The 26,431-nt window shown below is 61.5% G+C and carries 22 protein-coding genes and 1 tRNA gene; 18 read left to right on the top strand and 5 right to left on the bottom strand.

Translation table 11 applies throughout. The annotated features are described in order from the left end of the window. Positions 1-31: 31 nt before the first annotated feature. The 4 genes from D886_RS0113200 (at position 32) to D886_RS0113185 (ending at position 6,089) form a co-directional block, all read left to right on the top strand. Positions 32-1,954: a PrkA family serine protein kinase gene (locus D886_RS0113200; RefSeq protein ID WP_027594382.1), complete on the top strand. Its 1,923-nt coding sequence runs from the start codon at positions 32-34 to the stop codon at positions 1,952-1,954. Between the two features lie 119 nt (positions 1,955-2,073). Beyond that, positions 2,074-3,345 carry a YeaH/YhbH family protein gene (locus tag D886_RS0113195; protein WP_027594381.1) on the top strand — a complete coding sequence of 424 codons (1,272 nt, stop codon included), beginning with the start codon at positions 2,074-2,076 and terminating at the stop codon, positions 3,343-3,345. Then, complete coding sequence (locus D886_RS0113190; protein WP_027594380.1) at positions 3,342-4,910, top strand: SpoVR family protein; 1,569 nt, start codon at positions 3,342-3,344, stop codon at positions 4,908-4,910. The genes D886_RS0113195 and D886_RS0113190 overlap by 4 nt, the downstream gene beginning before the upstream one ends. A gap of 60 nt (positions 4,911-4,970) precedes the next feature. Next, complete coding sequence (locus D886_RS0113185; RefSeq protein ID WP_027594379.1) at positions 4,971-6,089, top strand: multifunctional CCA addition/repair protein; 1,119 nt, start codon at positions 4,971-4,973, stop codon at positions 6,087-6,089. 138 nt (positions 6,090-6,227) lie between these two features. Here D886_RS0113185 and folK read toward each other — a convergent pair whose 3' ends face one another. Both folK and folB read right to left on the bottom strand, forming a co-directional pair. Then, a complete protein-coding gene (gene folK, locus D886_RS0113180) occupies positions 6,228-6,737 on the bottom strand; it encodes a 2-amino-4-hydroxy-6-hydroxymethyldihydropteridine diphosphokinase (protein WP_027594378.1) in 510 nt (169 codons plus the stop codon). Then, positions 6,728-7,084: a dihydroneopterin aldolase gene (gene folB, locus D886_RS0113175; protein ID WP_027594377.1), complete on the bottom strand. Its 357-nt coding sequence runs from the start codon at positions 7,082-7,084 to the stop codon at positions 6,728-6,730. Before folB ends, folK begins: the two co-directional genes overlap by 10 nt. Before the next feature lie 74 nt (positions 7,085-7,158). Here folB and plsY point away from each other — a divergent pair, with 74 nt between their 5' ends. After that, positions 7,159-7,728: a glycerol-3-phosphate 1-O-acyltransferase PlsY gene (plsY, locus tag D886_RS0113170; RefSeq protein ID WP_027594376.1), complete on the top strand. Its 570-nt coding sequence runs from the start codon at positions 7,159-7,161 to the stop codon at positions 7,726-7,728. Between the two features lie 6 nt (positions 7,729-7,734). Here the strand turns inward: plsY and tsaD are convergent, their stop codons facing one another. Beyond that, a complete protein-coding gene (gene tsaD, locus D886_RS0113165; protein ID WP_027594375.1) occupies positions 7,735-8,760 on the bottom strand; it encodes a tRNA (adenosine(37)-N6)-threonylcarbamoyltransferase complex transferase subunit TsaD in 1,026 nt (341 codons plus the stop codon). A 204-nt stretch (positions 8,761-8,964) separates the two neighbouring features. Here tsaD and rpsU point away from each other — a divergent pair, with 204 nt between their 5' ends. From rpsU to D886_RS0113135, 5 genes are all read left to right on the top strand, one after another. Beyond that, on the top strand, positions 8,965-9,180 hold the full coding sequence (gene rpsU / locus D886_RS0113160; protein WP_003255575.1) for a 30S ribosomal protein S21: 216 nt from the start codon (positions 8,965-8,967) through the stop codon (positions 9,178-9,180). Between the two features lie 312 nt (positions 9,181-9,492). Next, positions 9,493-11,475: a DNA primase gene (gene dnaG, locus D886_RS0113150; protein ID WP_027594374.1), complete on the top strand. Its 1,983-nt coding sequence runs from the start codon at positions 9,493-9,495 to the stop codon at positions 11,473-11,475. Between the two features lie 67 nt (positions 11,476-11,542). Next, the gene (rpoD, locus tag D886_RS0113145) at positions 11,543-13,390 is read left to right on the top strand and encodes an RNA polymerase sigma factor RpoD (protein WP_027594373.1); all 1,848 of its coding nucleotides are present in this window, start codon (positions 11,543-11,545) and stop codon (positions 13,388-13,390) included. Positions 13,391-13,521: 131 nt separating this feature from the next. After that, positions 13,522-17,265, top strand: coding sequence for a bifunctional diguanylate cyclase/phosphodiesterase (locus tag D886_RS0113140; RefSeq protein ID WP_027594372.1), 3,744 nt, complete (start codon positions 13,522-13,524; stop codon positions 17,263-17,265). 16 nt (positions 17,266-17,281) lie between these two features. Further along, positions 17,282-17,358 (top strand) — tRNA-Ile (locus tag D886_RS0113135). Positions 17,359-17,429: 71 nt separating this feature from the next. Here D886_RS0113135 and D886_RS0113130 read toward each other — a convergent pair. Together D886_RS0113130 and D886_RS0113125 are read right to left on the bottom strand one after the other, a co-directional pair. Further along, on the bottom strand, positions 17,430-17,972 hold the full coding sequence (locus D886_RS0113130; RefSeq protein WP_027594371.1) for a DUF2442 domain-containing protein: 543 nt from the start codon (positions 17,970-17,972) through the stop codon (positions 17,430-17,432). A 93-nt stretch (positions 17,973-18,065) separates the two neighbouring features. Beyond that, positions 18,066-18,635, bottom strand: coding sequence for a serine acetyltransferase (locus tag D886_RS0113125; RefSeq protein ID WP_027594370.1), 570 nt, complete (start codon positions 18,633-18,635; stop codon positions 18,066-18,068). 114 nt (positions 18,636-18,749) lie between these two features. Between D886_RS0113125 and D886_RS0113120 the strand changes: the two genes are divergently transcribed. The 8 genes from D886_RS0113120 to pqqB all read left to right on the top strand — a co-directional run bounded on the left by D886_RS0113120 (position 18,750) and on the right by pqqB (position 26,424). Beyond that, positions 18,750-19,211, top strand: a complete 462-nt coding sequence (locus D886_RS0113120; RefSeq protein ID WP_027594369.1) for an Lrp/AsnC family transcriptional regulator — start codon at positions 18,750-18,752, stop codon at positions 19,209-19,211. A gap of 193 nt (positions 19,212-19,404) precedes the next feature. Continuing rightward, positions 19,405-19,767: a hypothetical protein gene (locus D886_RS0113115; protein ID WP_027594368.1), complete on the top strand. Its 363-nt coding sequence runs from the start codon at positions 19,405-19,407 to the stop codon at positions 19,765-19,767. Further along, positions 19,745-20,059 carry a DNA-binding transcriptional regulator gene (locus tag D886_RS0113110; RefSeq protein WP_027594367.1) on the top strand — a complete coding sequence of 105 codons (315 nt, stop codon included), beginning with the start codon at positions 19,745-19,747 and terminating at the stop codon, positions 20,057-20,059. The genes D886_RS0113115 and D886_RS0113110 overlap by 23 nt, the downstream gene beginning before the upstream one ends. A 162-nt stretch (positions 20,060-20,221) precedes the next feature. After that, entirely contained in the window at positions 20,222-21,904 is a 1,683-nt protein-coding gene (locus D886_RS0113105; RefSeq protein WP_027594366.1) for an NAD(P)/FAD-dependent oxidoreductase, read from the top strand. Between the two features lie 14 nt (positions 21,905-21,918). Beyond that, complete coding sequence (locus D886_RS0113100; RefSeq protein ID WP_027594365.1) at positions 21,919-22,713, top strand: carbon-nitrogen hydrolase family protein; 795 nt, start codon at positions 21,919-21,921, stop codon at positions 22,711-22,713. 200 nt (positions 22,714-22,913) lie between these two features. After that, a complete protein-coding gene (gene pqqF / locus D886_RS0113095; protein ID WP_027594364.1) occupies positions 22,914-25,193 on the top strand; it encodes a pyrroloquinoline quinone biosynthesis protein PqqF in 2,280 nt (759 codons plus the stop codon). Positions 25,194-25,362: 169 nt separating this feature from the next. After that, entirely contained in the window at positions 25,363-25,434 is a 72-nt protein-coding gene (gene pqqA / locus D886_RS27825; RefSeq protein ID WP_003243383.1) for a pyrroloquinoline quinone precursor peptide PqqA, read from the top strand. A 78-nt stretch (positions 25,435-25,512) separates the two neighbouring features. Beyond that, positions 25,513-26,424 carry a pyrroloquinoline quinone biosynthesis protein PqqB gene (gene pqqB, locus D886_RS0113090; protein ID WP_027594363.1) on the top strand — a complete coding sequence of 304 codons (912 nt, stop codon included), beginning with the start codon at positions 25,513-25,515 and terminating at the stop codon, positions 26,422-26,424. The last annotated feature ends 7 nt before the right edge of the window (positions 26,425-26,431 follow it).

Below are 26,431 nucleotides of genomic sequence, written 5' to 3'. Positions count from 1 at the left end.
GTCGTCTCCACGTATCGAGCGAGGTGACGTCATGAGCATTTTTAGCCACTTCCAACAACGTTTCGAGTCCACCCGCCAGGAAGAACTTTCGCTGCAGGAGTACCTCGAGCTGTGCAAGCAGGATCGCAGCGCCTACGCATCGGCGGCAGAACGGCTGTTGCTGGCCATCGGCGAACCGGAGCTTGTCGACACCTCTAACAATTCCAGGCTATCGCGGATCTTCTCCAACAAGGTGATCAGGCGCTATCCGGCCTTTGAAGACTTCCATGGCATGGAAGAATGCATCGACCAGATCGTGTCGTACTTCCGCCATGCGGCGCAGGGCCTGGAAGAGAAGAAACAGATCCTTTACCTGCTGGGCCCGGTAGGTGGCGGTAAGTCGTCGCTGGCCGAAAAGCTCAAACAACTGATGGAAAAGGTGCCCTTCTACGCCATCAAGGGCTCACCTGTATTCGAATCGCCACTGGGCTTGTTCAACGCCACCGAAGATGGGGCCATTCTCGAGGAAGAGTTTGGGATCCCACGGCGCTACCTGAACACCATCATGTCGCCCTGGGCCACCAAGCGCCTGCAGGAGTTCGGCGGCGACATCTCCAAGTTCAAAGTAGTCAAGCTCTATCCGTCGATCCTCAACCAGATCGCCATTGCCAAGACCGAACCTGGCGATGAGAACAACCAGGACATCTCTGCCCTCGTCGGCAAGGTGGACATCCGCAAGCTCGAGGAATACCCACAGAACGACGCCGACGCCTACAGCTATTCGGGTGCACTGTGCCGGGCCAACCAGGGCCTGATGGAATTCGTCGAGATGTTCAAGGCGCCGATCAAGGTCCTGCACCCACTGCTTACGGCGACCCAGGAAGGTAACTACAACAGTACCGAAGGGCTGGGGGCGATTCCCTACACCGGTATCCTGCTGGCCCACTCCAACGAATCGGAGTGGCACACGTTCCGTAACAACAAGAACAACGAAGCCTTCATCGACCGGATCTACATCGTCAAGGTGCCCTACTGCCTGCGTGTCAGTGACGAGATCAAGATCTACGACAAACTGCTGGTCAACAGCTCGCTGGCCAAGGCCCACTGCGCGCCCGACACCCTCAAGATGCTGGCCCAGTTCACCGTGCTCTCACGCCTCAAAGAGCCAGAGAACTCCAACATCTATTCGAAGATGCGCGTCTACGATGGCGAAAACCTCAAGGACACCGATCCGAAGGCCAAGTCGATCCAGGAGTACCGCGACTCGGCAGGTGTCGACGAAGGGATGAACGGCCTATCGACCCGCTTCGCGTTCAAGATTCTCTCCAAAGTCTTCAACTTCGACCCACACGAAATCGCAGCCAACCCGGTTCACCTGTTGTACGTGCTCGAACAGCAAATCGAACAGGAACAGTTCCCGGCCGAAGTGCGCGAACGCTACCTGCGCTACCTGAAGGAATACCTGGCGCCGCGCTACATCGAGTTCATCGGCAAAGAAATCCAGACCGCTTACCTGGAGTCCTACAGCGAATACGGCCAGAACATCTTCGACCGCTATGTGCTGTACGCCGACTTCTGGATTCAGGACCAGGAATACCGCGACCCGGAAACCGGCGAGATCCTCAACCGCATTGCCCTCAACGAAGAGCTGGAAAAGATCGAGAAGCCCGCTGGCATCAGCAACCCGAAAGACTTCCGCAACGAGATCGTCAACTTCGTACTGCGCGCACGCGCCAACAACAATGGCAAGAACCCGAGCTGGCTCAGCTATGAAAAGCTGCGGGTGGTGATCGAGAAGAAAATGTTCTCCAACACCGAAGACTTGCTGCCGGTCATCAGCTTCAATGCCAAGGCCAGCAAGGAAGACCAGAAGAAACACAACGACTTCGTCACCCGGATGGTGGAGCGTGGCTACACCGACAAGCAGGTTCGTCTGCTGTCGGAATGGTACCTGCGGGTCAGGAAATCGCAATAAAGCGGCAAGCTACACACCGCACGCCCAAGGCTGCAGTGCCAGCCTCGGGCGGCGGCAGCTGCTTTTACGTGCAGCTCGTAGCTTGAAGCGTGCAGCTGTTCCCAGCTACCGGAGGGACCATGAGCTACGTAATCGACCGACGCCTGAACGGCAAGAACAAAAGCACGGTCAACCGCCAGCGTTTTCTGCGGCGCTACCGTGACCACATCAAGAAGGCCGTCGAAGAGGCCGTGAGCCGCCGCTCCATCATGGACATGGAGCATGGCGAGCAAATCAGCATTCCGGGACGGGATATCGATGAACCGGTGTTGCACCACGGTCGTGGCGGCAAGCAGACTATCGTGCACCCTGGCAACAAGGAATTCACTGCCGGCGAACACATCCCCAGGCCTCAGGGGGGCGGTGGTGGCGGTGGCCGCGGCAAAGCCGGCAACTCCGGCGAGGGCATGGACGAATTCGTCTTCCAGATCACCCAGGAAGAGTTTCTCGAGTTCATGTTCGAAGACCTCGAACTGCCCAACCTGGTCAAACGTCACCTAACCGGTGCCGACACCTTCAAGACCGTACGCGCCGGTATCGCCAACGAAGGCAACCCGTCGCGCATCAACATCGTGCGCACCTTGCGTTCGGCCCATGCCCGGCGTATCGCCCTGACCGGCAGCAGCCGCGCCTTGTTGCGTGAAGCGCAGAAAGAACTCGACCGCCTGAAGGTCGAGGAACCCGACAATTTCACGGACATCCAGGAAGTCGAGCAAGAGATCGAACGCCTCAAGGCGCGCATCAACCGCCTGCCCTTCCTCGATACCTTCGACTTGAAGTACAACCTGCTGGTCAAGCAGCCCAACCCCAGTTCAAAAGCGGTGATGTTCTGCCTGATGGACGTGTCCGGCTCCATGACCCAGGCTACCAAAGACATCGCCAAGCGCTTTTTCATCCTGTTGTACCTGTTCCTCAAGCGCAATTACGACCGTATCGAAGTGGTCTTCATCCGCCACCACACCAGTGCGCGGGAAGTGGACGAAGAGGAGTTCTTCTACTCGCGGGAAACCGGCGGCACCATCGTCTCCAGCGCACTCAAGCTGATGCAGGAAATCATGGCCGAGCGCTACCCGGCCAGCGATTGGAACATTTACGCCGCGCAAGCCTCTGACGGTGACAACTGGAACGACGACTCGCCGATCTGCCGCGAGATCCTCTCCAAGCAGATCATGCCGCACGTGCAGTACTACACTTACGTTGAGATCACCCCCCGTGAACATCAGGCGCTGTGGTACGAGTACGAGCGAATCGGCGAGGGCTTCCCCGACACGTTCGCCCAGCAGCAGTTGGTATCGGCCGGCGACATCTACCCGGTCTTCCGTGAACTCTTCCAGCGCAGGTTAGCCACATGACCGCCAGAGCTCAGAAACGCCAACCCATTTCCACCGGGTCCGAGTGGACGTTCGACCTGATCCAGACTTACGACCGGGAAATCAGCCGTCTGGCCGAGCGTTATGCCCTGGACACCTACCCCAATCAGATCGAAGTGATCACCGCCGAGCAGATGATGGATGCCTACGCCTCGGTCGGCATGCCGCTGGGTTACCACCACTGGTCCTATGGCAAACAGTTCCTCAGCACCGAAAAATCCTACAGTCGGGGCCAGATGGGCTTGGCCTACGAGATCGTGATCAACTCCGATCCGTGCATCGCCTACCTGATGGAAGAAAACACCATGTGCATGCAGGCGCTGGTGATTGCTCACGCCTGCTACGGCCATAACAGCTTCTTCAAAGGCAATTACCTGTTCCGCACCTGGACCGATGCCAGTTCGATCATCGACTACCTGGTGTTCGCCAAGCAGTACATCGCCCAATGTGAAGAGCGCCACGGCATCGATGCGGTCGAAGACCTCATCGACTCCTGCCACGCCCTGATGAACTACGGCGTCGACCGTTACAAGCGCCCCTACCCCATTTCCGCCGAAGAGGAACGGCGCCGGCAAAAAGAGCGTGAAGAGCACCTGCAGCGGCAGATCAACGACCTGTGGCGCACCATTCCCAAAGGCGCAGAAAAAGGCGGCGACCGCGATGATGCGCGCTTCCCCGCCGAACCTCAGGAAAACATCCTCTATTTCATCGAAAAACACGCCCCGCTGCTCGAGCCCTGGCAGCGTGAAGTGGTGCGCATCGTGCGCAAGATCGCCCAGTATTTCTACCCGCAGCGCCAGACCCAGGTCATGAACGAAGGGTGGGCCACCTTCTGGCACTACACCCTGATGAACGACCTGTACGACGAAGGCCTGGTCACCGACGGCTTCATCATGGAGTTCCTGCAATCGCACACCAGCGTGGTGTTCCAGCCAGGCTTTGACAGCCCGTATTACAACGGCATCAACCCCTATGCGCTGGGCTTCGCGATGTACACCGACATCCGCCGGATCTGCGAAAACCCTACCGAGGAGGATCGCCACTGGTTCCCCGACATTGCCGGCAGTGACTGGCTATCGACCATCAAGTTCGCCATGAGCAGCTTCAAGGACGAGAGCTTCATCCTGCAGTACCTGTCGCCCAAGGTGATCCGCGACCTCAAGCTGTTCAGCATTCTGGACGACGACCAGCGCGATGACCTGCTGGTGCCCGCCATCCATGATGAGACCGGTTATCGGGTCATCCGCGAGCAACTGGCGGCGCAATACAACCTGGGCAACCGCGAACCGAACGTGCAGATCTGGAGCATCGACCGGCGCGGCGACCGCTCACTGACCCTGCGCCACCAACAGCACAACCGCAAACCACTGGGCGACTCGACCGAGGAAGTGCTCAAGCACCTGCATCGCCTGTGGGGCTTCGACATCCACCTGGAGACCGTTCAGGGCGACCAGGTCATGAAGACCCACCACATGCCACCCCGCGGCGAGCACAGCGAAAGCGCCGACTATGGCCGCATGGACCTGGCCGTCATCCACCACCTCTAGCACCGCTGCCCCTGCATGACTGCCAACAGGTTATCCTGTGGGCAGTTATGGAGGCTGTACATGCACATCTACAAAGTCGGCGGCGCCGTGCGCGACCGCTTGCTCGGGCGCCCCGTCAGCGATATCGATTGGCTGGTGGTTGGCGCGACCGTCGAACAGATGCAAGCCCTGGGCTATCGCCCAGTGGGCGCTGATTTTCCGGTTTTCATCCACCCCAAAAGCGGTGAGGAATATGCGCTGGCGCGCACCGAGCGCAAGAGCGGGCGGGGGTACGGCGGGTTTACCTTCCATGCAAGCCCCGACGTCACCCTCGAAGAAGACCTGATCCGCCGCGACCTGACCATCAATGCGATGGCGGAGGATGATGCGGGCACGCTGTACGACCCCTACCACGGTAAAGAAGATCTCGACAGGCGCCTGTTACGCCACGTATCCCCGGCATTCGCTGAAGACCCGCTGCGGGTACTGCGAGTTGCCCGCTTTGCCGCACGCTACGCCCCCCTCGGTTTCAAGGTCGCTGACGAGACGCTGGCGCTGATGCGCCAGATCAGCGCCTCCGGCGAGCTGCAAGCGCTCACCGCTGAGCGCAGCTGGAAAGAGATCGAGCGCGCGCTGATGGAGCCGCAACCCCAGGTGTTCTTCGAGGTCTTGCACGCGTGCGACGCCTTGCAGGAGTTGCTGCCTGAGCTCAACGACAGCCCCCACGCCCTGGCAGGCCTGGAGCAGGCCGCCTTGCACGGTCAACCGCTGCACGTGCGCTGGGCCTGCCTGCTGCGCGAGCTACAGCCGGCCGTGATCAAGGCGGTCAGCCAGCGCTTCAAGGCACCGCGCGAGTGCCAGGAGCTGGCCATGCTGGTGGGTGAGTGCCTGACACACTGCAACCAGGCCTTTGAGCTGGACCCTGAGGCATTGCTGGGGCTGTTGCAGAAGTTCGATGTGTACCGCCGGCCACAGCGTTTTGACGATTTCCTCAGCGCCTGCCAGATGGATGCGCGTGCGCGTCAGGGCGAGCGGGCTTATCCACAAGCTGATTACCTAAGGGGCGCAGCGGTGGCGGCGAGGGCTGTGGATGTGAAGCCGCTGGTGCAGGCTGGGCTGACCGGGCAGGCGCTTGGGGAGGCGCTGAAAGGTGAGCGGCTGAAGGCGCTTGTTGCCTACAAAGGTGGTGCAGAAGGCTGATTTATCGATTGCCTGAGCCGGCCCTTTCGCGGGTAAACCCGCTCCCACAGGAATATCACTGGTCTCTAGACCTGTGCGGTCCCTGTGGGAGCGGGTTTACCCGCGAAGAGGCCCGCTCAGGCAACAAAAGAGTTCGGATCAGGCAGGCGTCAGTTGCAACCCGCGCCACTCAAAGGCAACCGGCGCCAACACCTGATCGATCCGCGCCTCCTGCCACACCTGCGCCATCGGCTTGCCCACCCCCGGGTGCACCAGCTCTGGCGCCAGCAGCGACAATGGCCACAGCACAAACGCGTTTTTCAGAATCTCGGCCCGCGGCAGCACCAACCCATCGAACGTGCCATGCAGGTCGTCATACAGCAGCACGTCGATATCCAGCGGCAGCCCTTTACGCTCTGGCGCGTAACGGCCGTTGTCGGCTTCGATGAACTTGAGGCGGCGGTCCAGCTCCATCAACGGCAAATCGGTCTTGCCGGTCACCACGAAGTTGATGAACGGCCCACTCTTGATCCCGACCGCCTGGCTTTCGAACGCTGGCGAACAGCGCATGTCGGTAAGAATGCCCGCCAAGGCATCGAGCCCGGCACACAAGTGCGCATGCCGGTCGATATTACTGCCCAAGCCCAGGTAAACCGTGTTCAGAGACATCCGCGCTCGATCTCCACGCCAACACCGCCACGGGCAGCCGGAACCGCGCCTGGCTTGGTCAGCTTCAACCGCACCCACGGAATCTGGAATTCTTCCATCAGCACCGCGACCAGGCGCTCGGCGAAGGTTTCTACCAACTCGAAGCGTGCCTGTTCGGAAAATGCCTGGATACGCGCCGAAACACTGGCGTAGTCCAGCGCCAGGCTGAGATCGTCGCCGGCCGCCGCCGGGCGGTTGTCCCAGGCAAAAATCAGGTCCAGGCGCAAGCACTGGCGAATATCCCGCTCCCAGTCATAGGCACCGATGACGGTATCGACTTCCAGGCCTTCGATGAACACTCTGTCCAAGCACTTCTCTCCACAGCACGACAAGGGCGACTGGCGCCGTTAGAATCAGGGCGTCCTCGCCCGGAATAGTTAGCATGTTTTGGTTATTGGCGCTGCTCGCCTACCTGCTCGGCTCGCTGTCCTTCGCCATTGTCCTGAGCCGCCTTTTCGGCAGCCCGGACCCCCGTGCCAGCGGTTCAGGCAATGCCGGGGCCACCAACATGCTTCGCCTGGCAGGCCGCAAGCTGGCGATCCTGACCCTGCTTGGCGACCTGTGCAAGGGCTTGTTGCCCGTATTGCTTGCCCGCGCTGCCGGCCTCGACCTGCAGGAGCAGGCCTGGGTTGGCGTGTGCGCGGTGCTGGGCCACCTGTTCCCGCTGTACTTTCGCTTCCAGGGCGGCAAGGGCGTGGCAACGGCGGCCGGCATGCTCATGGGCCTGTACTTCCCGGCGGCATTGCTGGCCATCGCTGCTTGGTTGCTGACCTTCTACCTCACACGTACCAGCTCACTGGCGGCGCTTATTGCCACGCCGCTGACCTTGCCCCTGCTCGCCTGGCGCGAACCCGAGGCATTGCTGCCAATCAGCGTGCTCACGCTGATGATCGTCTGGGGCCACCGCAACAACCTACGCGACCTGTTCGCCGGGCGTGAACGCCACTTCTGACAACTTTCAGACCGGCGGCAACTGCTCCATCGGCCAGCGGGCCTGCACGCTGATCGCCAGGTCCTGCTGCTGCCCGGCCAACAGGCGCTGGCAGCCGGCATAGGCGATCATCGCGCCGTTGTCGGTGCAGAACTGCGGGCGCGCGTAGTACACGTTGCCCTTCATGCCCCCCAGCATTTCTTCGAGGGAGGCACGCAAGGCCTTGTTGGCGCTGACACCACCGGCAATCACCAGCCGCTTCAGGCCCGTCTGCTTCAGGGCCCGCTTGCACTTGATGGTCAAAGTCTCCACCACCGCCTGCTGGAATGCCAGCGACACGTCGCAACGGGTTTGCTCACCGTCGTCGCCAGCATCACGGCACTGCTGCCAGGTATTCAGGGCGAACGTCTTGAGGCCACTGAAGCTGAATTCCAGCCCGGGGCGATCGGTCATCGGCCGTGGGAAAACAAACCGCCCTGGCACGCCCTGCTCGGCCAGCCGGGCGATTTCCGGGCCGCCGGGGTAGTTCAGGCCGATCAGCTTGGCGGTCTTGTCGAACGCCTCACCGGCTGCGTCGTCCAGGCTTTCGCCCAACAGCTCGTACTGGCCGATGCCATCCACCCTGACCAACTGGGTATGGCCACCCGACACCAACAAAGCGACGAACGGAAACTCGGGCGGGTTTTCTTCCAGCATGGGCGCCAGAAGATGGCCTTCCATGTGGTGCACACCAATGGCCGGGATGTCCCAGGCAAACGCCAGGGCCTGGGCGCAGGACGCGCCGACCAGCAGTGCGCCGACCAGCCCAGGACCCGCGGTGTAGGCGATGGCATCGATCTCGGTGGCGACGCAGCCAGCCTCGTCCAATACCTGGCGAATCAACGGCAGCATGCGCTTGACGTGATCGCGTGAGGCAAGCTCCGGCACAACACCGCCGAACACGCGGTGCAGGTCGATCTGGCTGAACAGCGCGTCGGCCAACAAACCGCGTTCGCTGTCATATAATGCGACGCCAGTTTCGTCGCAGGATGTTTCCAATCCCAGTACTAGCATGGGCTCGTCCCTTGTGGGGGCTGAATTCGAAGCCGCGCATGATAGTCGCCGTGTCGGGTGCCGACCAGCGGTTTTCGATCAGAGGCTTTGCATTCCGGCCAGCTAAGGGTTAACATCCGCAACCCTTGAAAACCGACGTTCTCCAGCACACCTTTGTTTTGCCAGGAGCACGTCTACCCCGGTAATGAATTAAGGTAGCCCTGGATGCCAGCCGTCAAAGTTAAAGAGAACGAACCCTTCGACGTAGCTCTGCGTCGTTTCAAGCGCTCCTGCGAAAAAGCCGGTGTACTGGCTGAAGTTCGTAGCCGCGAGTTTTACGAGAAGCCGACCGCCGAGCGTAAGCGTAAAGCAGCTGCTGCTGTTAAGCGCCACGCCAAGAAAGTTCAGCGCGAACAGCGCCGCGCCGTTCGTCTGTACTAATACAGACGTTCTACGCAAAGCTTCTGCCCTGCCCGGCTCACCGCCGGGCCGATGGCAGCGGTTGCTTCACAACTGCTTCAAACTTGGGCAGCTAGCTCAAGGCCTTTTATGCACTCGCGTCATGCGAACTGCATGGGGGCAACCTGCCTGAAACGTCAGAGCTGGTCATTGACCAGATCGTGCACGTCCTGTCTGACGAGCCTTAATTGGCTGGCGACGAGCACATACTTCCCTCGCACTTCCCCTTGCAGCATTCGCCCCAACCGGCGCGTGAGCGATTAGACTTGCCAGTTGCCAGATGACGAGACTGCCATGGCCGGGCTGATTCCCCAGAGTTTCATTGACGACCTTATCAACCGCCTCGACATTGTCGACGTGGTGAGTTCGCGCGTCCAGCTGAAAAAAACCGGCAAAAACTACTCGGCCTGCTGCCCGTTCCACAAGGAAAAGACCCCGTCCTTCACGGTCAGCCCCGACAAGCAGTTCTATTACTGCTTCGGTTGCGGCGCCGGTGGCAACGCCCTCGGCTTTGTCATGGACCACGACAACCTGGACTTCCCCCAGGCCGTCGAGGAACTGGCCCGCGCCGCTGGCATGGAAGTACCCCGCGAGGAAGGCCGTCGCGCACAAAAGCCGCGCCAGCCAACCGATTCACCGCTGTATCCGCTACTGGATGCCGCCACCGAATTCTACCGCCAGGCCCTGCGCAACCACCCCACCCGCAAAGCGGCGGTGGACTACCTCAAAGGCCGCGGCCTGTCTGGGGAGATTGCCCGGGACTTCGGCCTGGGCTTCGCGCCACCCGGCTGGGACAACCTGCTCAAGCACCTGGGTGCCGACACCCTGCAGCAAAAGGTCATGATCGATGCCGGCCTGCTGATCGAGAACGCCGAAACCGGCAAACGCTATGACCGCTTCCGCGACCGCGTGATGTTCCCGATCCGCGACAGCCGTGGCCGCGTGATCGCCTTCGGCGGCCGCGTACTGGGTGACGACAAACCCAAGTACCTCAACTCACCGGAAACCCCGGTTTTTCATAAAGGCCAGGAACTCTACGGGCTTTACGAGGCGCGCAAGCACAACCGCAACCTCGACGAAATCATCGTCGTCGAAGGCTACATGGACGTCATCGCACTGGCCCAGCAGGGCCTGCGCAACGCTGTCGCCACCCTCGGCACCGCCACCAGCGAAGAGCACCTCAAGCGCCTGTTCCGCGTGGTGCCCAGCGTGCTGTTCTGTTTCGACGGCGACCAGGCCGGGCGCAAGGCGGCCTGGCGCGCGCTGGAGTCGACCCTGTCGGCCCAGCAGGACGGCCGCCGCGCACGCTTTCTGTTCCTGCCCGAAGGCGAAGACCCGGACAGCCTGGTGCGCGCCGAAGGCACCGATGCCTTCATGGCACGCATCAACCAGCATGCCCAACCCCTGGCAGATTACTTTTTCGAGCAACTGAGCGCCGAAGCTGACCCGCGCTCGCTAGAAGGCAAGGCGCATTTGGCGACCCTGGCTGCACCGTTGATCGAAAAAATCCCTGGCGCCAACTTGCGTCAGTTGATGCGTAACCGCCTGAAGGAAATCACCGGCCTCGACCCTCAGCAAGTCGAGCAACTGGCCCAACAACCGGCAGCCAGTAGCAGCGTCCCGGACTACGATCCGGGCTATGACTACGACGCCATGGCCAGTTACACGCCTGACTACGGCGACATGCCGCAGCACGACTACGCGCCGGCGCAGCAAGAGCAACAATGGAAGCCGAACAAGGCGGGCGGCAAGAAGCCGTGGAGCGACAAGCCCTGGGACAAAAACCGCAAAGGCGGCAAGCCCTGGCAGCAACGCGACGAGGCCCCACCGCGCACCCCGGCCCCCGTGGAGCCCCCGACCCTGGCGGCCTTGCGCACGTTGCTGCACCACCCATTACTGGCCGGCAAGGTGGAAGATGCCAGCCACTTCGCCGACGAAGAGCACCTGTACAGCCAGTTGCTGGTGGCATTGATCGAAGCCGCTCAGAAGAATCCTGGGCTAAGCTCAATGCAGTTGATCGCACGTTGGCACGGCACCGAACAGGGCCGTTTGCTGCGGGCGCTGGCCGAGAAGGAATGGCTGATCGTAGCCGACAACCTTGAACAACAGTTTTTCGACACTATAACTAGCTTGTCCGCCCGCCAACGCGAGCGCAGCCTGGAACATCTGCTCAGGAAAGCACGTCAAAGCGAGTTGAGCAGTGAGGAAAAATCGCAGCTTCTCGCCCTGCTTAGCAGGAATGTTCCCGCACAAACGCCGACCTCATCTGGCGCGTGAGGCCCATGCTCGGGTATAATCCTCGGCTTGTTTTTTGCCCGCCAAGACCTTCAGTGGATAGGGTGTTATGTCCGGAAAAGCGCAACAGCAGTCTCGTATCAAAGAGTTGATCACCCGCGGTCGTGAGCAGGGCTACCTGACTTACGCGGAGGTCAACGACCACCTGCCTGAGGATATTTCAGATCCTGAACAGGTGGAAGACATCATCCGCATGATCAACGACATGGGGATCAACGTATTCGAGAGTGCTCCGGATGCGGATGCCCTTCTGTTGGCGGAAGCCGACACCGACGAAGCCGCGGCCGAAGAAGCCGCTGCTGCGTTGGCGGCAGTTGAAACCGATATCGGCCGCACGACCGACCCAGTGCGCATGTACATGCGTGAAATGGGTACTGTCGAGCTGCTGACCCGCGAAGGCGAGATCGAAATCGCCAAGCGTATCGAGGAAGGCATCCGTGAAGTCATGGGCGCCATCGCTCACTTCCCGGGTACTGTCGACTACATTCTCAGCGAATACGACCGCGTCACCACCGAAGGTGGCCGTTTGTCCGATGTGCTCAGCGGTTATATCGACCCTGATGACAACATCGCTGCCCCGACCGAAGAAGTGCCTGTTCCAGGTGCCAAGGTTGCGGCTGCCAAGGAAGAAACGGACGACGAAGAAGAAAGCGAAGAGAGCGACGATGAGGAAGAGGCCGAAAGTGGCCCGGACCCAGTCGTTGCCGCTCAGCGTTTCGGTGCGGTTTCCGATCAGCTCGCCGTCACCCTCAAGGTGCTGAAAAAGCATGGCCGCAGCCATGCCGAGAGCATCGGCGCCATGCAGGCGCTGGCCGATCTGTTCATGCCGATCAAGCTGGTACCCAAGCAGTTCGAGGTACTGGTCGAGCGCGTGCGTGATGCACTGAGCCGCCTGCGTCAGCAAGAACGCGCCATCATGCAACTGTGCGTCCGTGACGCTCGCATGCCGCGTGCCGACTTCCTGCGCCTGTTCCCAAGCAACGAAACCGACCAGACCTGGAGCGGTGACCTGGCCAAGCGTAACACCAAGTGGGCTGCTGCCCTGGGTGAAAAAGACGCTGCCATCGTCGCCTGCCAACAGAAGCTGATCGACCTTGAGACCGAGACTGGCCTGACCGTCGCGGAGATCAAGGAAATCAACCGTCGCATGTCGATCGGTGAAGCCAAGGCCCGCCGCGCCAAGAAAGAAATGGTCGAAGCGAACCTGCGTCTGGTGATCTCCATCGCCAAGAAGTACACCAACCGTGGCCTGCAGTTCCTCGACCTGATCCAGGAAGGCAACATCGGCTTGATGAAAGCGGTGGACAAGTTCGAATACCGTCGCGGCTACAAGTTCTCGACCTATGCCACCTGGTGGATTCGCCAGGCGATCACCCGTTCGATCGCCGACCAGGCCCGCACCATCCGTATTCCGGTGCACATGATCGAGACGATCAACAAGCTCAACCGTATTTCCCGCCAGATGCTGCAGGAAATGGGCCGTGAACCGACCCCGGAAGAGCTGGGCGAGCGCATGGAAATGCCTGAGGACAAGATCCGCAAGGTACTGAAGATCGCCAAAGAGCCGATCTCCATGGAAACCCCGATTGGTGACGACGAAGATTCGCACCTGGGCGACTTCATCGAGGACTCGACCATGCAGTCCCCGATCGATGTAGCCACGGTCGAAAGCCTCAAGGAAGCCACCCGTGACGTGCTCTCGGGCCTGACCGCCCGCGAAGCCAAAGTGCTGCGTATGCGCTTCGGCATCGACATGAACACCGACCACACCCTCGAAGAGGTAGGTAAGCAGTTTGACGTGACCCGTGAACGGATCCGTCAGATCGAAGCGAAGGCGTTGCGCAAATTGCGCCACCCGACGCGCAGCGAGCATCTGCGTTCCTTCCTCGACGAGTGATGACAAACCCCGGCCCAGGCCGGGGTTTTTCTTTTGTGGGCAAAGCGGCGACACAATGCCTGATTTCTGCCCCACATCCCCCTGAATGCCCGTCTACACTCGACGTCAGACACTCTGATAGCGAGGCCGCTATGCCCCTAATGCCGGCCATTCTGTTGCTGCTCCTTATCCTGTGGACCACAACGGCCGGCGCCCTGACCCTGACAGACGAGGAAAAAGCCTGGCTGGCTGCCCACCCGCAGTTAAGCCTGGGCGTAGACGCCTCTTGGCCACCGTTCGAGTTTCGCGACCAGGAGGGCCGGTACCAGGGATTGGCCGCCGACTACATCGACACGATCCAGGAACGCCTGGGCGTGACGCTAAAACCGGTCGAGCCCAAGAGCTGGACCGAGGTATTGGCGCAGGCGCGCAATAACCAGCTCGACCTGCTACCCGGCATCATGTCGACTCCCGAGCGCCAGGGTTACCTGGCCTTTACGCGCCCCTACCTCGACTTCCCGATTGTCATCCTGGCCCACAAAGGCGGGGCGCAACCCCGCTCATTGAAGGACCTGTACGGCCTGAAGATCGCCGTGGTCGAAAACTACGCCCCGCACGAACTGCTGCGCACCCACCACCCCGACCTCAACCTGGTGGCCATGCCCAATGTCAGCTCGGCCCTGCAGGCACTGGCCACAGACGAAGTCGACGCCGTGGTCGGCGACCTCGCTTCGAGTATTTGGAGCCTTCGCCAGCTCAAGCTCGACGGCCTCTATGTCAGTGGCGAAACGCCCTACCGCTACCAACTGGCCATGGCCGCACCACGGGACAACAAAGTCCTGGTGGGCATTCTCGACAAAGTCATGGCCGACATGAGCAGCGCCGAGATCAACCGTATTCAACAGCGCTGGGTCGGTAACGTGGTGGACCAGCGCCTGTTCTGGTCCGACATGCTGGTGTATGGCCTGCCTGCGGTGCTGTTGCTGGTGGCGGTTCTTGCCGTGGTGATCCGCATCAACCGCAGGCTCAGCTCGGAAATTTCCCGGCGCATCGCCCTCGAACAAGAGCTGCGCAGCAGCGAGTATCACTACCGCGGCCTGGTCGAGAGCCTGTCGGCCATCGCCTGGGAAGCCGACGCCAACGATTTCACCTACAACTATGTCTCGCCCCATGCCGAAGACCTGCTTGGCTACCCGTTGCATGACTGGCTCAAGCCCGGCTTCTGGCGCAGCATCCTGCACCCGGAGGACGCGCTCTGGGCCCAGGCTTATTGCGACAGTGAAACCGCAGCCGGCCGCGATCACAGCCTCGACTACCGGGTCATCCGCGCCGACGGCCAGCCCCTGTGGATTCGCAACATCGTCAGCATGATCGAGCATGGCCACCGGCCGGTGATGCGCGGGCTGATGATCGACATCAGCGAGACCAAACGCACCGAAGACGCCCTGCGCCTGTCGGAGCAGAAGTTCGCCTCGGTGTTCCAGCAGTGCCCGGACATCCTGCTGATCGCCCGCCATAGCGACGGCTGCCTGCTGGAGGTCAACGAAGCCTTCGAAGAACAGATCGGCCTCACCCCAGGTCAAGTGATCGGCCGCACCGCCACCGAGCTGAACCTGTGGGCCGTCGCCGGCACCGGGCCGCGGCTGCTCGAACGCCTGCACCAAGGCGGCATCCGCAACCTGGAAATGAGCTTCCGCCGCAGCAATGGCCAGTTGTTCACAGGCCTGACCTCGGCAGAAACATTCGAGCTCGATGGCACGCCGGCGCTGGTCGTGGCCGTGCGCGACATCAGCCAGCTCAAAGAAACCCAGGAGCAACTGCAAACCTCGGAAGAGAAGTTCGCCAAGGCATTCCACGCATCGCCCGACGGCCTGCTGCTGTCGCGCCAGAGCGACGGGCTGCTGATTGAGGTCAACGAAGGCTTCTGCCGCCTCACCGGCTACGACCTGAACCCGACCATCGACCAGACCTCCCTTGACCTGGGCATCTGGGTAGACCTCAACGAGCGCAAGCGGCTGGTCGACCAGCTCAAGCGTGATGGCTTCGTACGTGACTTCAGCTGCCACATCCGCCGCAGCGATGGGCAGATCCGCCTGTGCGAACTGTCCGCCCGGCCCCTGCCGATTGGCGGTGTCGACTGCATGCTGACCATTGCCCGCGACATCACCGAGCGCCACCTCATGCAGGAAAAACTGCAGCTGGCCGCCACCGTGTTCGAAAACACCGCCGAGGGCGTTCTGATCACCGACATCGACCAGCGCATCAGCGCGGTCAACCGCGCCTTCAGCGAAATTACCGGCTACGGCGAGATCGAGGCGCTCGGCCAAACCCCGCGCCTGCTTGCCTCCGGCCAGCACGACAGCGCCTTCTATGCCGCCATGTGGCATCAGCTGACCGACGAGGGGCACTGGCAGGGCGAGATCTACAACAAACGCAAGAATGGCGAGCTGTACCCCAGTTGGCTGACCATCAGCGCGGTGCGCAACAGCGAATACGAGATTACCCATTTCGTCGCCGTGTTCGCCGACATTTCCAGCCTCAAGCACGCCCAGGCGAAGCTGGATTACCAGGCTCACCACGACCCGCTCACCGGCCTGCCCAACCGTGCCCTGTTCGAGAACCGCCTGCAGGCCGTGCTCACCTGCGCCCAAGTCTCGAACCGCCAGGGCGCGGTGTTGTTCCTCGACCTCGACCGCTTCAAGCACATCAACGACAGCCTGGGCCACCCGGTCGGCGACCTGTTGCTCAAAGGCATCGCCCAGCGCCTTAAAGAACAGGTGCGCGACGTCGACACCGTGGCGCGCCTGGGCGGTGACGAGTTCATCATCCTGTTGCCCGGCCTGCACAGGCCCAGCGACGCCAACAGCATCGCCGGCAAACTGCTGGCTTGCTTCAGCGCGCCCTTCCAGGCCGGCGAGCACGAGTTTTTCACCAGCGCCAGCATCGGTATCAGCCTTTATCCACAGGACGGCAGCGACGTCTCCACACTGATCCGCAATGCCGACGCCGCCATGTACCGCTCCAAAGCCAAAGGCCGCAACCGCGTAGAAGCCTACACCCGCGACCTCACCGCCCAGGCCAGCGAGCGCATCGCCCTCGAACATGAGCTGCGCCGCGCCGTCGAACGCAACGAAATGAGCCTGTGCTTCCAGCCCAAGCTCAGCCTCAAGACCCAGAGCCTGGTCGGCGCCGAAGCGCTGATCCGCTGGAGCCACCCGACCTTTGGCGAAGTGCCGCCAGAGCACTTCATTCACCTGGCGGAAGAGAACGGCACCATTCTGCAGCTCGGTGACTGGGTGCTTGAAAAGGCGTGCCAGCAGATGCACATCTGGAAGATGCACTACGAAGACTTTGGCCCACTGTCGATCAACCTGGCCGGCGCCCAACTGCGCCACCCCCACCTGGCACGGCGCATCGAACAGCTGCTCAAGACCTACCAGCTCAAGGCCGGCGACCTGCAGTTGGAGATCACCGAGAACTTCATCATGAGCCAGGCAGAAGAAGCCCTGGCCGTGCTGCACCAGTTGAAAAAACTGGGCGTGCAGCTGGCCATCGACGACTTCGGCACGGGTTATTCGTCCCTCAGCTACCTTAAACGCCTGCCGTTGGACATCCTCAAGATCGACAAGTCGTTCATCCGCGGCCTGCCTGACGACCCCCACGACGCCGCCATCGCCAGGGCGATCATCGCCCTGGGCCGCAGCATGCAGTTCACGATCATTGCCGAAGGTGTGGAGAACCAGGCCCAGCAGCGCTTCCTGGCAGCCGAGGGCTGTGAACAGATCCAAGGCTACATCGTCAGCCTGCCCTTACCCCCGGAGGAGTTCGCCGCGACGTTTCTTCGTATAGCACTATCCGATCTTTCGGATGGCACCCTTTCAAAACCCTCGTTATAATCCGGCCACTTACTGAGGGCCTATAGCTCAGTTGGTTAGAGCAGAGGACTCATAATCCTTTGGTCCACGGTTCGAGTCCGTGTGGGCCCACCAAATACGACAAAGCCGCGCAATCGCGCGGCTTTTCTGTACCTGTTGTCCCGTCCTGATTAAGGACATGCCGCTTAGGCCCGTTTCTTGGATGCCTGGCCTGCATTCGCAAACCCGTTGGCGCCCTTGTTGAGTGACACCTTCCGGCGCCTAGAAGCCTCTAGAGCTTCCTCTTGCCTAGTACAAAGCGCATCCCAGCCCTTCATCGCTAAAGCGACCGTCCTCGGTACAGGTTTTTCGCCACTGCGATAGTAAGCCAGCATACGCCTGCTAAGGCCCAATTCCTGCGCGGCACGGTCCAACGTAAGCCCGTTTTTGGTCATCCAATTCCAAACCAGCTCATGCGAACACTCACCGCTTTGCTCCACTGCTCTGGCGCGGAGGTTGTCGGCAGCAAGCTCCAATTCGTCGTCATCGGCCCAGATGACGGTATCGCTCCACTCGCCAATTGCAGCGGTCGCAAAAACCTCGGGGTCAGATAGCCGTCGCAACGTTGGGTGTTTCGCGATGATAGCGTCCAGCCTCACTGGATATTGCTTTCCATCGGCGAAGGTCAGCAGTAACTCGTTGGGGGCAGTGACAGCGAGCTCTGTCAGCCGGAAGTGTTTGTTGGTCATGGATTCAATCCATCCGAGCGGCAGCAATACCCCTTGGATGTCGCTGCCTCAAAAACCTCATTGTCCGCTCAGCAATGGCGATCATGACAACAGTTAACCGTTAGATTTTGTGATCACCCGAGGCTGCATCTCTACCTGCCGCGCATTGTAAAACGTGGTCCCCGCCGGAATGTCCCGCATCACCAGCGACATGGCACCAATCACCACGTCGTCGCCAATGCTGATCCGGTCCGCCACGATGCAGCTGTTGGCGCCCACGCTGACGTTATCGCCAATGCGCAACGCATACGCCTCCAGCCCTAGGGTCTTGATGCCGATCGAGCAATTCTGCCGGATGAAAAAGTTACGCCCGATGCTCACGTGGCGGGTAATCACCACGCCAGGCAGGTGGGCGATGCGCAGCCCGGGGGCGATCTGGGCGCCGATGTCGATGTCCACGGCGTACTTCAGATTGAGCCGTTGCTGCATGCGCGCGGCATGACGCTGGGCCAGGCCGCCTCGTGCGTCGAGGTACTGGGCCAGGCGGAAGGCAAAGAGAAAGCGCAGCTTGTTGTCCTTGCGGACGCGGCGCAGCACGTTGAACAGCAGGCTGATGCAGCGGCCGGGCTTTTTCTTGTTGGAGACTTCCAGTCGCCAGCATTCGAGCAGATTTGCGAAGTTCACGGCGCGGGTCCAGTACGGTCGGCCTGCCATGATGCCGAAAGAAAGCCAGTGACGCAGCCTTGCCCTGGTTGCCATTGGCTGGCTAGGCTAGCGGGCCCACCGTAGAGACTTGCCATGTCGGATGCCCGCCCCATTACGCTGGATGAAATCGACCGCCAGCTGATCGCCCTGCTGCAAATCAATGCCCGCGAAAGCGTTGCCACCCTCGCCCGCCTGCTGGGTATCGCGCGCACCACGGTCAACTCACGCCTGGAGCGGCTGGAGAAGAACAAGGTGATCTCAGGCTATGGTGTGCGCCTGGGCCAACACGTGATGGGCGGTGGCTTGCAGGCGTATGTCGGGATCAAGGTGCAGCCCCGTTCCGGCAAGGAGGTGGTGCGGCGTCTAAGTGCCATGGGGCAGGTGCAGCAACTGTGCGCGGTGAGTGGCGAGTTCGATTATGTGGCTTGGCTGCGGACCGACTCGCCGGAGCAACTGGACCAGTTGCTTGACCAGATCGGCAGTGTCGACGGGGTCGAGAAGACCACCACGTCGATCATTTTGAGCAGCAAGGTGGACCGGGGGCAATTGCTTTGAAAGAGAGGCCGTCGATCATACCTTGGCCTTCGAGTATGCCGTTGAGGCGCAGCAACTCAGGAATCTCTAAACCGTGTCACATGCTGCAATTCACTGGCATCCCAGCACGGCGCCAATGTGTATAGCCTGAAAGGCGGCCCTATTGACGGGCCTGCTCGCCCACCCCAAACTATACGCAGATAACGTACACAAAATGGATGCCATTTTTGTTGAGCTACCGCCGTTCGAACGTCATCGAACCGACTACCTGAGCGACAAGGATTTTCACGCCTTGCAGCAATTTCTGTTGAGGCATCCACTTGCAGGTGATGTCATCAAAGGAACAGGCGGCCTCAGGAAACTCCGGTTTTCTGATACGCAGCGCCACAAAGGCAAGCGAAGCGGCACCCGGATCATTTACTACTATTGGCTCTCTGGCGCACAGTTCTGGCTATTCACCATTTACGGAAAAGACATTCAGGATGATCTGACTGATCTTCAGCGTAAGGCGCTAAAAACTCTGCTCGAACGCGAGTGCCTGTCGAGGACAAACCATGCCCCGCAACCTCTTCACTGAGCTCACCGAAGGCCTGCACGCGTTAGCCGAGGAACGCCAAGGCAAAAAGACACTGCGCTCGCACAAGGTCAGCTTCTCCCAGCTCCCCCCGCTTGCCCCTAACGAATTACTAGAGCTGCGGCAGCGGCTGAACATGTCGAGGGCAGTTTTTGCGAACTACCTCAGGACCAATGCCCGAACGCTTGAGAGTTGGGAACAAGGCCGTTCCAAGCCGAATGCACAGGCAGTCACATTGATTCGCCTGGTACAGAGGTTTCCGGAGACCGTGGATCATCTGGCTTCGTTGACCTAATTCGTCGAAATGACTTAAAGCAGCTCGAATACGACGAATCTAATTACATTCAGCCAACACTCTGCATCTTAATTACGAACCCCCCACGCCCTAAAATGACCCCCAGGCATCTCCTATACTCAGGCTCCGCTCTCTGCGCAGCCCCTCTGGCAAGGTCACTTCATGAACAACAAGAACCGCCACCCCGCCGACGGCAAAAAGCCCATCACCATCTTCGGCCCTGACTTCCCCTTCGCCTTCGATGACTGGCTGGAACACCCGGCCGGCCTGGGCAGCATCCCGGCCGAGCGCCAGGGTGAGGAAGTGGCGATTGTCGGGGCCGGGATCGCTGGCCTGGTAGCGGCTTACGAGTTGATGAAGCTGGGCCTCAAGCCTGTCGTCTATGAAGCGTCGAAACTGGGTGGCCGGCTGCGTTCGCAAGCCTTCAACGGCACCGACGGGATCATCGCCGAGTTGGGTGGCATGCGCTTTCCGGTCTCTTCGACGGCCTTCTACCACTATGTGGACAAGTTGGGCCTGGAGACCAAGCCATTCCCCAACCCGCTGACCCCCGCCTCGGGCAGCACGGTGATCGACCTGGAAGGCCAGACCTACTACGCCGAAAAGGCCGCGGACCTGCCCGACCTTTTCCACGAGGTGGCCGACGCCTGGGCCGACGCCCTGGAAAGCGGCGCTCAATTTGCCGATATCCAGCAGGCGATCCGGGACCGTGATGTACCGCGCCTGAAAGCGCTGTGGAACACGCTGGTGCCCCTGTGGGACGACCGCACGTTCTACGACTTCGTCGCCACCTCGCGCTCGTTCGCCAAGCTGAGCTTCCAGCACCGAGAGGTGTTCGGCCAGGTCGGCTTCGGCACCGGAGGCTGGGACTCGGATTTCCCCAACTCGATGCTGGAAATCTTCCGCGTGGTGATGACCAATTGCGACGACCATCAACACTTGGTCGTGGGCGGCGTCGAGCAGGTGCCGCAAGGCATCTGGCGCCATGTGCCGGAGCGCTGCGCCCATTGGCCGCAAGGCACCAGCCTCAGCTCGCTGCACGGCGGTGCGCCGCGCACCGGGGTCAAACGTATTGCCCGCGCCGCCGATGGCCAGTTGGCGGTGACCGACAACTGGGGCGATACCCGCCATTACGCCGCCGTGCTTGCAACGTGCCAGACCTGGCTGCTGACCACGCAGATCGACTGCGAAGAGTCGCTGTTCTCGCAGAAGATGTGGATGGCCCTGGACCGTACCCGCTACATGCAATCGTCGAAAACCTTCGTGATGGTCGACCGCCCGTTCTGGAAGGACAAAGACCCGCAAACCGGCCGTGACCTGATGAGCATGACGCTCACCGACCGCCTCACCCGCGGGACCTACCTGTTCGACAACGGTGACGACAAGCCGGGGGTGATCTGCCTGTCCTACGCGTGGATGAGCGATGCCCTGAAGATGCTCCCGCACCCGGTGGAAAAACGCGTGCAGCTGGCCCTCGACGCACTGAAGAAAATCTACCCGAAGACCGATATCGCCGGGCACATCATCGGCGACCCGATCACCATCTCGTGGGAGGCCGACCCGCACTTTCTCGGTGCCTTCAAGGGCGCGCTGCCGGGCCATTACCGCTACAACCAGCGCATGTACGCGCACTTCATGCAGCAGGACATGCCCGCCGAACAGCGCGGCATGTTCATCGCCGGCGACGACGTGTCGTGGACGCCGGCGTGGGTGGAAGGCGCGGTGCAGACGTCGCTCAATGCCGTGTGGGGTATCATGAATCACTTCGGTGGCCAGACCCACCCGGACAACCCAGGCCCAGGCGATGTGTTCGATGAAATCGGCCCGATCGCCCTGGCCGACTGAGACAAGGAGGCGCCATGCGTATCGCTCTGTTCCAGGGCGCGCCCAACCCACTGGACGTGCCCGGCAATCTGCAACGGCTGCAGCACCAGGCGCAACGGGCGGCTGAACGCGGCGCCCAGCTGCTGGTGTGCCCGGAGATGTTCCTGACCGGCTACAACATTGGCCTGGCCCAGGTCGAGCGCCTGGCCGAGGCCAGTGATGGCCCCGCGGCCATGGACGTGGTGGAGATCGCCCAGGCGCATCGCATCGCCATCGTCTATGGCTACCCGGAGCGCGGCGATGATGGCGCGTTCTACAACAGCGTGCAGTTGATCGATGCCCACGGTCGCAGCCTGTGCAACTACCGTAAGACGCACCTGTTCGGTGAGCTGGACCGCTCGATGTTCAGCGCAGGCCCCGACCATTTCCCGGTTGTGGAACTGGAAGGCTGGAAGGTCGGCATGCTGATCTGCTACGACATCGAGTTTCCGGAGAACGCCCGGCGCCTGGCGCTGGACGGCGCCGAACTGATCCTGGTACCGACGGCGAACATGGCGCCTTACGATTTCATCTGCCAGGTGACGGTGCGAGCGCGGGCGCAGGAGAACCAGTGTTACCTGGTGTATGCCAACTATTGTGGGGCCGAGGGCGACATCCAGTATTGCGGGCAGAGCAGCATCATCGGACCGGATGGCAGCCTGCTGGCCATGGCCGGGCGGGACGAATGCCAGTTGCTGGCCGAGCTTGCGCGTGAGCAGGTGGTAGAAGGGCGCAAGGCGTTTCCTTACCTGACCGATTTGCGCCAGGAGCTGCATGTGCGCGAGGGCTGACAGGGGCCGCGTTGCGGCCCAATCGCCGGCAAGCCGGCTCCCACCCGAACTGTGTAGCCTCAAAGGCTAGCGCCGCACCTGTGAGAGCAACTGTCTTTGAGGATTTTTTTGAAGTTGGCCCAGTAGGCGCCGGCTTGCCGGCGATTGGGCCAGGCCAGGCAGCACAAATGCGTTAGCATGAACGCGTACCTGGAGCCCTCATGCCTGACGCCACGCAGCACCTCACCCTCGCCAACGGCTTGCAGCTGACCCTGCGCCATGCCCCGCGCCTCAAGCGTGCGGCGGCCGCGTTGCGGGTGCAGGCAGGCAGCCACGATGCCCCGGCAAAATGGCCGGGTATGGCGCACTTTCTCGAACACCTGTTCTTCCTGGGCACAGCGCGCTTCCCGTTGGAAGACGGCCTGATGCGGTATGTGCAGGCCCTCGGTGGCCAGGTCAACGCCAGCACCCGTGAGCGCACCACCGACTTTTTCTTCGAAGTCCCCCCCGCGGCTTTGGCCGGCGGGCTGGAGCGCCTGTGCCAGATGCTGGCCGAACCCGACCTTGGCATCGAGCGCCAGCGCCGGGAGCGTGAGGTCATTCATGCCGAGTTCATCGCCTGGTCGCGTAACCCGCAGGCTCAGCAGCAATTCGCCCTGCTGCAGTCGGTTTCGCCCCAGCATCCGCTGAGCAGTTTTCAGGCGGGCAATCGTTACACCCTCGCCCTGCAAGATCCTGCGTTTCAACGCGCCCTTGGCCTGTTTCACCAACGCTTCTACCAAGGTGGGCAGATCACACTGAGCCTGTGCGGCCCACAATCGCTGGAAGCACTGGAACGCCTGGGCCGGGAATTTGGCAGCCTGCTCCCGGCCGGTAGCCGTGCCACGCAGGCATCGCCGCCGCCACTGCGCAGGGCCGGGCAGCCACTGACGTTCGCCCACGAAAGCCTGCCAGAAGGTGCCGAGCGCGCACTGGGGTTGCTGATCGACCTGCTCGACGACAGCCGACCAGGCGGATGGCTGAGTGCGCTTCGCCAGCGCGGTTGGCTGCAAGGCTTCAAAGCCGAAACGCTGTATGCGTTCGCCGGGCAGTTGCTTTGGCACATCGACCTGCAGCTCGGGGCTGATGCCTGCAAGGATGAGGCGATCGCATTGCTGCACAGCTGGTTCGGTTTTATCCGTCAGGCCGATCCGCAGCGGCTGAACGCCGCGTTCAGTCAATTGCAGCGCAGCCGTGAGTGGGCCGCCAGCCCGCTGGAGCTGGCACGACGGGACAGCTCAGGCCAGCCCTTCGCCGCACTCGACGAACAAGGCCTGAGTGCGCTGAAGACACTGCTTGCCAGCCTTCCCAGCGGCGAGCGTGGCCAATGGCAGATACCCGCCGCAGACGCTCTGCTCACCGCCTCACCGCCCCCCGCGACCGCGCCGTTACCCAACGCACTGGCCGTCAGCGACATGCTCCCGGCATCACGCCAATACGCCGCCCTTTATCTACGCTGGCACCTGCCCTCAAGCCTGCGCCATGGCGTGTTCCCAATCCTTTGCCAGGCGCTGCGCCCCTTGCAGGAGCGCGCCGAACGCGCCGGGCTGCACCTACAGTTCAGCGAAGCTGGCGAATATTGGCAGCTACAGTTCGCCGGCCAACCGTCGGCAGTGATGAACGCCGTCACCGAAGCCCTCGCGCTGCTGAACGCGCCCTCACCTGCCGATTGGCAGACCCCGCCGCCGCCCGCGCCCGCCCTGATCCCGATCAGAGGCCTGCTCAAGCGACTGCCTGATGCCATGCATACCCACAAGGCCGGACCGCTACCCGCGGGCTCGCTCGAACCGAGGCAGCTGGCGCAGGCGTGGGAACAGGCCCGCTGGCATGGCCTGGCACTGGGCTTTGAAGACACGGGCCCTCTCGGCACCGTGCTGACCCACTGCCCCGGGCAAGGCGCCACTGCCACTGCGCCGCCCCAGTGGCAGGCCCGTCGATGGGTAGACGCTGCACTGGCCGGCAGCGAAAACGCGGTGTTGCTGTTCTGCCCAGTGCCCGCTGACCAGCAAGCCATCGGCCGCCTGCTCGCGCAGCTGTTGCAGGGGCCGGTGTATCAACGCCTACGGGTAGAGCTGCAACTGGGCTACGCGGTGTTCAGCGCCTTCCGTCAGATTGAAGGCTGCGCTGGCCTGCTGTTTGGCGTGCAATCGCCCCATGCCACCCCTGCTCAAATTCTCGCTCACCTGCAACCGGTCCTAAGCAAAGGCGTGGTGCTCGACAGCGCAGCGCAGCAGGCATTGGCCGAGCAGTTCGCCGAGCCTGCCATGGCCAATGCCGAGGTGGCCGAATGGGCGTGGCAGACACACCTGGCGACACGACCCGACAGGCTGAATGACCTACAGTGGTCTATCCTCAGGGCTCGGCAAGCGGACCTTGATGCGCTGCTCGACAGCCTTCTGGCCCCACATGCCCCTTGGCTCTGCCTGGCCAACAGCGCAGCGCCAGACCCATCCTGGCACTAGCAAAAACGAGGATTGTTACGTTAACTGCAAGGGCGCTTTTCGAAGAATTAACCTTTCGGTACAAATTTTTCTTGTAAGATAGCGCAATCTCAGTCAAGGGAACCTCCGGCGTACGGCGGTACCCAATAAGTAGCTGACCAACTCAACCCCGTTCGGAAGGAGTCATCCCATGTGGACCAAACCTGCATACACTGATCTGCGTATCGGCTTCGAAGTCACCATGTACTTCGCCAACCGCTAAGCCCTGCTTACGGTTCGACGCCTCGGCCCGCCGGGGCGTTTGTGTTTTTTGGATACGGTTTCCCGGTAGAGAGTGGCCATGTACATCCAGATTCTCGGTTCTGCCGCCGGCGGCGGCTTCCCCCAGTGGAACTGCAACTGCGTCAACTGCAAGGGCTACCGCGACGGCAGCCTGCGGGCCACGGCGCGCACGCAATCGTCCATCGCGCTGTCCGACGATGGCGAGCACTGGGTCTTGTGCAATGCCTCGCCCGACATCCGCGCCCAACTGCAGGCCTTCGCGCCGATGCAGCCGGCCCGCGCCCTGCGCGATACCGGCATCAATGCCATCGTCCTGCTCGACAGCCAGATCGACCACACCACCGGCCTGCTCAGCCTGCGCGAAGGCTGCCCGCACCCGGTGTGGTGCACAGACATGGTCCACCAAGACCTGACCACCGGCTTTCCGCTGTTCAACATGCTCAGCCACTGGAACGGCGGCCTGCAATGGAACCGCATTGAGCTCGAAGGCAGCTTCGTTATCGACGCCTGCCCCAACCTCAGGTTCACGCCCTTCCCCCTGCGCAGCGCCGCGCCGCCCTATTCGCCGCACCGCTTCGACCCGCACCCGGGTGACAACCTGGGCTTGCTGGTCGAAGACACCCGCACCGGTGGCAAGCTGTTCTACGCCCCGGGCCTGGGCCAGGTCGACGACAAGCTGCTGGCGATGATGCACGGCGCCGACTGCCTGCTGGTCGACGGCACCCTGTGGGAAGACGATGAAATGCAGCGCCGTGGTGTCGGCACCCGCACCGGGCGCGAGATGGGCCACCTGGCGCAAAACGGCCCCGGCGGTATGCTCGAGGTGCTCGATGGTTTCCCGCGCCAGCGCAAGGTACTTATCCACATCAACAACACCAACCCAATTCTCGATGAAGATTCGCCAGAACGGGCCGAGGTCCAACGTCGAGGCGTTGAAGTCGCCTTCGATGGCATGAGCATCGAGCTTTAAGGAGGCC

Origin of the sequence: Pseudomonas sp. LAIL14HWK12:I7 (assembly GCF_000483465.1) — a bacterium.
In the GTDB taxonomy this organism is placed as follows: domain Bacteria; phylum Pseudomonadota; class Gammaproteobacteria; order Pseudomonadales; family Pseudomonadaceae; genus Aquipseudomonas; species Aquipseudomonas kermanshahensis.
Note: the sequence above shows the minus strand (reverse complement) of the source record. Positions and strands in the feature narration are given on the sequence as shown.